The sequence below is a fragment of the Neisseria sp. HMSC073G10 genome (assembly GCF_001812605.1).
Classification (GTDB): Bacteria; Pseudomonadota; Gammaproteobacteria; order Burkholderiales; family Neisseriaceae; genus Neisseria; species Neisseria subflava_A.
Genome location: NZ_KV809535.1, coordinates 128,619 through 135,975, shown reverse-complemented (window position 1 = coordinate 135,975; position 7,357 = coordinate 128,619). Strand labels below are relative to the sequence as shown.

Genomic DNA, 7,357 nt, shown 5'->3' with positions numbered 1-7,357 from the left:
AATATGCGCCCCTGATGGAACGCAATATATAAGGTCGTCTGAAAATTTTCAGACGACCTTTGTTTTTATTTTCAATACTTTCGGGTAACATAAAACCATATTTTCCGCTTTATCAGAATTCAAAGTTAATTTGTATAGGCGCGTATCCTATGGTTACCGAACAGCAAAACGATATCCTCAGCATCAATCAAGTACAGCTTCTCCTTGCTGAAAAACGCACGGCACTTGCTATCATGCGTACGGGTATTGCCGTTTTCGCACTCCCTTTGTCTATTTTCAGTGCGCTGATTGCGACATCGAAATGGTATGAGGCCGTTGATGTTTGGCCTTTGCTCGTACTGGTCAGTCTGATGAACATCAGTTTGATTTTTTTCTCGGTCTATCTGATTACCCGCTCGCTCCGTAGAATGCACCAATACGACCGAATGATTGCCGATATCAAATACAACAACCAGTCTTTGCGTAAACTGATTAAGTCATAAAGTGCAAATAGTTGGAGCTGAGCATAAGGTCGTCTGAAAATCAAAATATAGAGGAACTCTAGATTTGTATTAAAACATGATTCTGCCAAACATACCGTAATTGATCTTGGAGACCTTACTGTACACTTTGCTCCCCCATTTTGAATCGATACGATACCATTGCAGTACAAGATATAATCTGCAATATATTTATGGTTTCTCTTAGGTTTTTTATGCCTAGAACTTATTGAAATGATCAACTCAATTGGATATTGGTAGGAACCCTGCTGGATACACCGATCGTGTTTAGACAAATACGAATGCAGTCTACAATTTTGGTTTGTCCGGTCTCTTGTCTCAAACGCTTTTAAAATATGGAACAACCCGATTTTTTCCCCATCCCCAGTCCCTGTATAGGTGTCTGCGAAGCCAATGCCAAAGGTTATTGCAAAGGCTGCCTGCGCAGCCGGGAAGAGCGCTTGTACTGGCTCCAGATGACCGACAGCCAAAAGCATCAAGTCATGCACCTTCTATCCCTCAGGAAAGCCAAAATCCGCAACCGCAAAATGGAAAAACCCGAAACGGGAGAACATCCGGTTCAAAACCTGCTCGATTTCTAAATTGCCCTTGCCTACCGCACACCACAATAAGGAAAAACATGAAAAAACTGCTTGCCTGCCTGCTTGTGCCATTGACCGCCCTCGCCTTGGGCGCCTGCAAACCCGCCGCGACCTCACCCGAAAGCAAACCAGCCGAACTTAACTGGCAGCAGCCTAAACTGACCAGCAATGTTTGGAAAATCAGCAAAGAAGGCCAACCCGATTCCTACCTGCTCGGCACCATCCACATGGGGCAAACCAATCAGACCTTGTCTTCCGATGCCCTCAAACTGTTGCAATCCACCGACCAACTGACCACAGAAGTTGACGCATTACCGGACAGCAGTCCGGAAACGAAAAAAATGTATCAAAAATACTTCAAAGAAGTCATGAGTACCGAACAGCTCAGCCGCAAGCTTGGCAAAACAGATTTCCGTCTTTTACAAGAAATCTATTCAAAAAATGAAGAAAGCCGACCCATCGCCAGAATTGCCGACAAACTCCACCCGTGGGCAGCATTGGTTTTTGCCGGCAGCGCATTTCCCCAAGGATATAGCGCAGAAACCGGTGCAGATATGTTGCTGACCAACGCAGCAGTCAATATCAACAAACCGCGTGGTTCATTAGAAAGCTTGGACGATGTTACCGCGATCTTCAAAGCACAGCCTGAAGAAACCATGCTCAACTTTCTGAAAGCCAGTATTAAAACCAATAAAGAAGAAACCGAAGATATCAAAAAACTCCATCAAGCCTATTCAGACGGCCGCTTTGAAGAACTCATCCCACTTTTGGAAGAAACCGAACAGCGCACCCTCAAACTTGTTGATACCAAATACGCCAAAGCCATGTCCGATTGGCTGAAAAACGATCTCCTGATTCGGCGCAACTTGGCATGGCTGCCTGAAATCCGCAAGCAATCGGCCAAACAAAGCACCCTCTTTGCTGTCGGCATTGCCCATTTACCCAGCGAAAAAGGCCTAATCGAACTATTGCGTCAAGAAGGCTATCAAGTAACGCCCGAACCCAAAGTCCTGATTTGGCAATAAACCCAATCAAACAACAAGGCCGTCTGAAAGTCTTTCTTTCAGACGGCCTTTATTTAATCTCTATTAAATGAAGCGGTAAGCAGCGTTGAGCGCAAAACTCAATCGCCCAATGCCGCTACCATCACCGCTTTAATCGTGTGCATCCGGTTTTCTGCCTGATCAAACACAATGCTGGCTTCGCTTTCAAAGACTTCTTCCGTTACTTCCACGCCATTCAGGCCGAATGTCTCATAAATCCATTCGCCGACTTTGGTTTCGCGATTATGGAAAGCAGGCAGGCAATGCATAAACTTGACTTGCGGATTTTCAGCCGCAGCCATTAATTCGGGCGTAACGCGGTAACCTTTCAGTAAATCAATACGCTCCTGCCAAGCCTCTTTAGGCTCGCCCATGCTGACCCACACATCGGTATGGATAAAATCCACGCCTTTTACGGCTTCCTGCACATTCTCCGTCAACAGAATCCGTCCACCAGTCTCTTTGGCAACAGCCTGCACTGTCTCGATAATGTTTTCAGACGGCCACAAACTTTTCGGTGCACCGATACGCACGTCCATGCCCAGTTTCGCAGCCAACACCAGCAACGAATTGGCCATGTTGTACCGCGCATCGCCGACATAGGCAAACGCAATCTGGTTCAAAGGTTTGTTGCTATGCTCGCGCATCGTCATCGCATCAGCGAGCATTTGGGTCGGGTGGAACTCGTTGGTCAAACCATTGAACACAGGCACGCCTGCATACTTGGCCAGCTCTTCCACCACATCCTGTCCAAAACCGCGATATTCGATACCGTCAAACATCCGCCCTAAAACACGCGCCGTATCCTTAATGCTTTCCTTATGCCCGATTTGGCTGGCAGACGGCTCCAGATAAGTTACCTCTGCCCCTTGATCGCGCGCGGCCACTTCAAACGCGCAACGGGTGCGGGTTGATGTTTTCTCAAAAATCAGGGCAATGTTTTTTCCCTGCATCCGCTGCACCTCGCGCCCTGCTTTTTTAGCAGCTTTCAATTCGGCGGCAAGGTCAAGATAGGTAGTGATTTCTTCTGGCGTAAAATCCAAAAGTTTTAAAAAATGGCGGTTTTTCAGGCTCATGTCTTATTTCTCTTTTTCTAGCGTGGGCGTTGCCCAACATTTTTCTCCATGCAGATTTCGTCGTGCTTCCACCGACCTTCTGCTGCTCAATTTTTCAGTGTGCGAAGCCTGCCCATAGTGCGACCCCTTATGCTCTATCAAAACTCAAAACAAGGCCGTCTGAACCTCGCCTCGCTCCAAAGCAAGCAACGATTGTTTGCGATTCAAACCGCCTGCGTAGCCGGTCAGCTTACCGTCGCTGCCGATAACGCGGTGGCAGGGAATCAGGATAGACACCTTGTTCTGCCCGTTTGCAGCGGCAACGGCGCGGACGGCTTTAGGATTACCCAACTGTTGCGCCTGCTCCTTGTAGCTGCGTGTTTCGCCGTAAGGAATAGTCAGCAGCGCATTCCATACCTGCTGCTGAAAGGCTGTACCTATCGTTTCCAAAGGCGTCGCAAAAACTTTCAGACGGCCTTGAAAGTATAAATCCAATTCTTGGCGCAAAAGTTGCGTTTGCTCATTTTCTTGGAAAATAAACTGCCCGCGCAAAGCTTTTTGGACAGCCATGATTTCCTGTTCCATATGTTTTTGCCCGACAAATTCCAGCAGACACAAACCCTTGCTGCCGAACACCGCCAACATCTCGCCCAACGGCGTGGCAACCGCGGCCGCAGTCAGTTCGTTCGGACTATCAGGATAACGCGCTTCCAACAGACGGATGGCTCGGCGGATACGGACATATTCTTCGGGCGTGCAGCCGATACGGTCGATAAAATCCTGCTCGAACTGCTTGGCTTCGTGTTCCGTAAGACGCTCGTGCAGCAAAGCTTCGAGAGTAACGGGAAAGTCAGTTTCCAACTGCTCTCGGATTTCATTCCACCTTGATGGAAGGTCGTTTAAAGAAGGCAGAGTAATCATATTTTGCCTTGTCCAATTATCGATAACTTAAACGAAAACAAAAAGAGCAAAAGAATCGTATCGCCCTATCGTTTTTCAAAGCCTACGGTACAGCCTTTTCACTTCAACAAACGTTTCAACATACCTTCATACACTGCCGACAGTTTCGGAATATCTTCCAAACGTACGTTTTCGTTGATTTGGTGGATGGTCGCGTTAGACGGGCCTAACTCGATGAGTTCTTTGGCAATGGCTTTGATGAAGCGTCCGTCCGAAGTGCCGCCGGTGGTGGACAATTCGGCCTCAACACCACAAATCTCGGCAATGGCTTCGCGTGCCACGTCGGTCAGTTTTCCTGCCTGAGTTAAAAACGGCTGACCTGAGCAAGACCACTGCAAATCGTATTGCACGCCGTGTTTGTCTAAAATGGCGTGGACGCGTTGTCTCAGACCTTCTTCGGTGGACTCGGTAGAGAAACGGAAATTGAATTTGACGTTCAGCTCGCCCGGAATGACGTTAGTCGCGCCTGTGCCGCCGTTGATATTGGAAATTTGGAAACTGGTCGGCGGAAAGTATTCGTTGCCCTCGTCCCAGACTTCTTGTGTCAGCTCCAGCAATGCCGGGGCAAAAGTATGCACGGGATTGATTGCCAAATGCGGATAGGCAATATGGCCTTGCTTGCCTTTGACGGTCAGGTTGCCCGACAACGAGCCGCGGCGGCCGTTTTTCAACATATCGCCCAATTTATCCACGGCAGTCGGTTCGCCGACGATACAGTAATCAATCAACTCGCCGCGCGCTTTCAACACATCAACGACTTTGGTCGTACCGTCCAGCGCATCGCCCTCTTCGTCGGAAGTAATCAGGAGCGCAATGCTGCCTTGATGATCGGGATGTTCGGCAACGAAACGCTCGCAAGCGGTAACGAAACAGGCAATGCTGGTTTTCATATCTGCCGCGCCGCGGCCATATAGACGGCCTTCTCGCTCGGTCGGTTCAAACGGAGGCGAATCCCATTTTTCAACAGGGCCTGTCGGCACAACGTCGGTATGCCCAGCAAAGCAGAACACCGGAGCCTGAGTACCGCGGCGCAACCAAACGTTTTTGGTGTCTCCAAAATGAAGCTCCTCTACGGCAAAACCGATTTTTTGCAGACGTTCGGCCAGCAGTTGTTGGCAGTTTTGGTCATCCGGCGTAACGGACGGGCGGGAAATCAGCGCTTTGGCAAGCTCTAGGGATTGAGTTTCGGTCATATTTGTTCACTTTGAGAAACAGGCCGTCTGAAATGTTCTGAATATAATTTTCAGACGGCCTTGATTTATTTGAAGATACTGAATAGGCAGTCTGCCTTTCGGTATTCTGAGTTATTTTCCATGGCAAGCTTCATACAGCGGCAGTAAGTCTTCCACTGTTTCCACTATCCATTTCACTACATCCTGCTTGCCCAAATCATCGCGTTCGATGTGTTTCCCGATACAGAAGAAATCTTTGTCGTCTCGAATCTTTCTATCGCCGTTGCTTTGTTGGGCAACGGTACGATAATCGTCATATTCGCTTTCCGCACCGTGCCACATATCGAAGGAAGCGTATTTTTCAGTGTCAAAATTATCCAGCCAGCGGTTGTAATCAGGCAGTGCAATGGGGGAAACATCGGCTTTATAGCAATGCCAGTCCAAGCTGACGCTCAGACGGCGGCGATTCAGCAAAATCGACAAAATCGCTGCGGAATTTTTATATTGTTCGTATTTGAAATAGGCAAAGAAATGAGCGCGAACCTGCCAGCCGTTACACCAGCGTTCGATATGCGGCGGCGCGAACGGCGCACCCAATTCAGCGGCAACCTGCTGGATCAGCTGCTGCCATACCTGCCAGTTTTCTTTATAGTCTGCCTTGATTTGCGGAATGCTTTCAGGCTGGTATTTTTTAAGCTGGGAAAACTGGAAAAAAGGGATATTGAACAAATCGCAACTTTTTGGGGTCAGCATAGTGTATTCCTTGAGACGATTGTTTCAGACGGCCTTATTTACGGCGGCGTGCGGCCATAATTTCGCCGATTTCGGTCAGTTTTTCTTTAGGGATAAAGGTTTTGCCCATATCAAACAGCGGCTCTTCAATCGCCAGATGAACATCATATCCCGCGACAAAACGTTTGAATGCCTCGGCATCAGGAATATAGGCGTTATCCGCTTCAAGCTTGGCAAATTCAGCGGATACCGCCGCCCAATTGCTATGCAGGCTGACATGTTGGCGCAACAGCTCGTCAACGCTTTCTTGAGCTTGCGGCGCATATTGCAATAAAAGCGGAAAGAAGTTTTCTTCTTCATCTTCATGGTGTAACGGCGCGGCAACGTTGAAATACTGGGCAATTTGGCGGATGGTTTGCAAAACGATTTGATTGCAGCCGTTTTCGGCAATATAGTCCGACAACATGGCAACCTGGCTGCAGAAACGGCGTACTTTGCCATGACAGGCGTACAACATTTCAATGGGTTCGGCAAAAGTAACGCTTTTGGTTTCAAACGGATTCATGGTTTTGAGGTTTTATTCTTAAATTAATGTTTCCAGATTATAACAAAACAGCCTGCGCAAGGCAGGCTGTCTGTTTTCGAGCTTGAGGCGGATTAGTCAACCAAAGTAACTTTACCGTTCATCAAAGCACCGTGACCTGGGAAGGTACAAGCGAATTTGTATTCGCCGTCAGCCAATTTAGCAGGATCCAGAGTCAAGGAAGCTTCTTCGCCGCCGCCAACCAGTTTGGTGTGGGCAACAACGCGTGCGTCGTCAGGTTTAACGTAGTCAGTTGCAGCAGCACCGGCACCGTCTTTGAAAATACCGTCCATGTCTTCGGCTTTACCGATGACGATGTTGTGACCCATGCTTTCTTTAGGTTGGGTACCAGTGTGTTTCAAAGTGATGGTGAATTCTTTACAAGCTTTGCTTACTTGGATTTCTTTAGTGTTGAACTGCATAGCGTCGTTGGCTTCAACAGTAGTTGCGCAGTTGCCGGCAGCAGGAGCGGCGGCAGCATCGGCTGGAGCAGCTTCAGAGGCAGGAGCGGCATCGGCAGGTGCAGTAGTTTCTGCAGGAGCAGCTTCAGAAGCAGCGGAAGCAGCAGGTGCTTCAGCAGGTTTTGCAGCTTCTTGAGAGCATGCAGCCAAGCCGATAACGGCAGCGGAAATCAGAGCCAGATAAGCTTTCATTGATGTATCTCCTAATGATGAGAGTCTTGTTAAGTTCTATTAATAGAACCCGCGCGAATATATTAACAAAGACAAATG

General features: G+C 48.2%; 9 protein-coding genes. 3 read left to right on the top strand and 6 right to left on the bottom strand.

Annotated features, from left to right (window positions below):
* The first annotated feature begins 149 nt into the window (after positions 1-149).
* The 3 genes from HMPREF2865_RS08135 (at position 150) to HMPREF2865_RS08125 (ending at position 2,106) form a co-directional block, all read left to right on the top strand.
* Positions 150-482 (top strand): hypothetical protein, encoded by a 333-nt coding sequence (locus HMPREF2865_RS08135; RefSeq protein WP_070646679.1) that lies wholly within the window; start codon positions 150-152, stop codon positions 480-482.
* Between the two features lie 353 nt (positions 483-835).
* Complete coding sequence (locus tag HMPREF2865_RS08130) at positions 836-1,081, top strand: DUF1289 domain-containing protein (protein WP_049329517.1); 246 nt, start codon at positions 836-838, stop codon at positions 1,079-1,081.
* 38 nt (positions 1,082-1,119) lie between these two features.
* Positions 1,120-2,106, top strand: a complete 987-nt coding sequence (locus HMPREF2865_RS08125; protein ID WP_070646678.1) for a TraB/GumN family protein — start codon at positions 1,120-1,122, stop codon at positions 2,104-2,106.
* Between the two features lie 98 nt (positions 2,107-2,204).
* On the opposite strand, the gene argF is transcribed toward HMPREF2865_RS08125, so the two are convergent.
* The 6 genes from argF to azu form a co-directional block, all read right to left on the bottom strand.
* Positions 2,205-3,200: an ornithine carbamoyltransferase gene (gene argF, locus HMPREF2865_RS08120; RefSeq protein WP_070646677.1), complete on the bottom strand. Its 996-nt coding sequence runs from the start codon at positions 3,198-3,200 to the stop codon at positions 2,205-2,207.
* A gap of 144 nt (positions 3,201-3,344) precedes the next feature.
* Positions 3,345-4,100: a methylated-DNA--[protein]-cysteine S-methyltransferase gene (locus HMPREF2865_RS08115; protein ID WP_070646676.1), complete on the bottom strand. Its 756-nt coding sequence runs from the start codon at positions 4,098-4,100 to the stop codon at positions 3,345-3,347.
* 98 nt (positions 4,101-4,198) lie between these two features.
* Positions 4,199-5,332 carry a succinyl-diaminopimelate desuccinylase gene (gene dapE / locus HMPREF2865_RS08110; protein ID WP_070646675.1) on the bottom strand — a complete coding sequence of 378 codons (1,134 nt, stop codon included), beginning with the start codon at positions 5,330-5,332 and terminating at the stop codon, positions 4,199-4,201.
* 111 nt (positions 5,333-5,443) lie between these two features.
* Positions 5,444-6,064, bottom strand: coding sequence for a glucose-6-phosphate 1-dehydrogenase family protein (locus HMPREF2865_RS08105; protein ID WP_070646674.1), 621 nt, complete (start codon positions 6,062-6,064; stop codon positions 5,444-5,446).
* Between the two features lie 34 nt (positions 6,065-6,098).
* On the bottom strand, positions 6,099-6,608 hold the full coding sequence (locus tag HMPREF2865_RS08100) for a hemerythrin domain-containing protein (protein ID WP_070646673.1): 510 nt from the start codon (positions 6,606-6,608) through the stop codon (positions 6,099-6,101).
* A 92-nt stretch (positions 6,609-6,700) separates the two neighbouring features.
* Positions 6,701-7,279: an azurin gene (azu, locus tag HMPREF2865_RS08095; RefSeq protein ID WP_070646672.1), complete on the bottom strand. Its 579-nt coding sequence runs from the start codon at positions 7,277-7,279 to the stop codon at positions 6,701-6,703.
* Between the last annotated feature and the right edge of the window lie 78 nt (positions 7,280-7,357).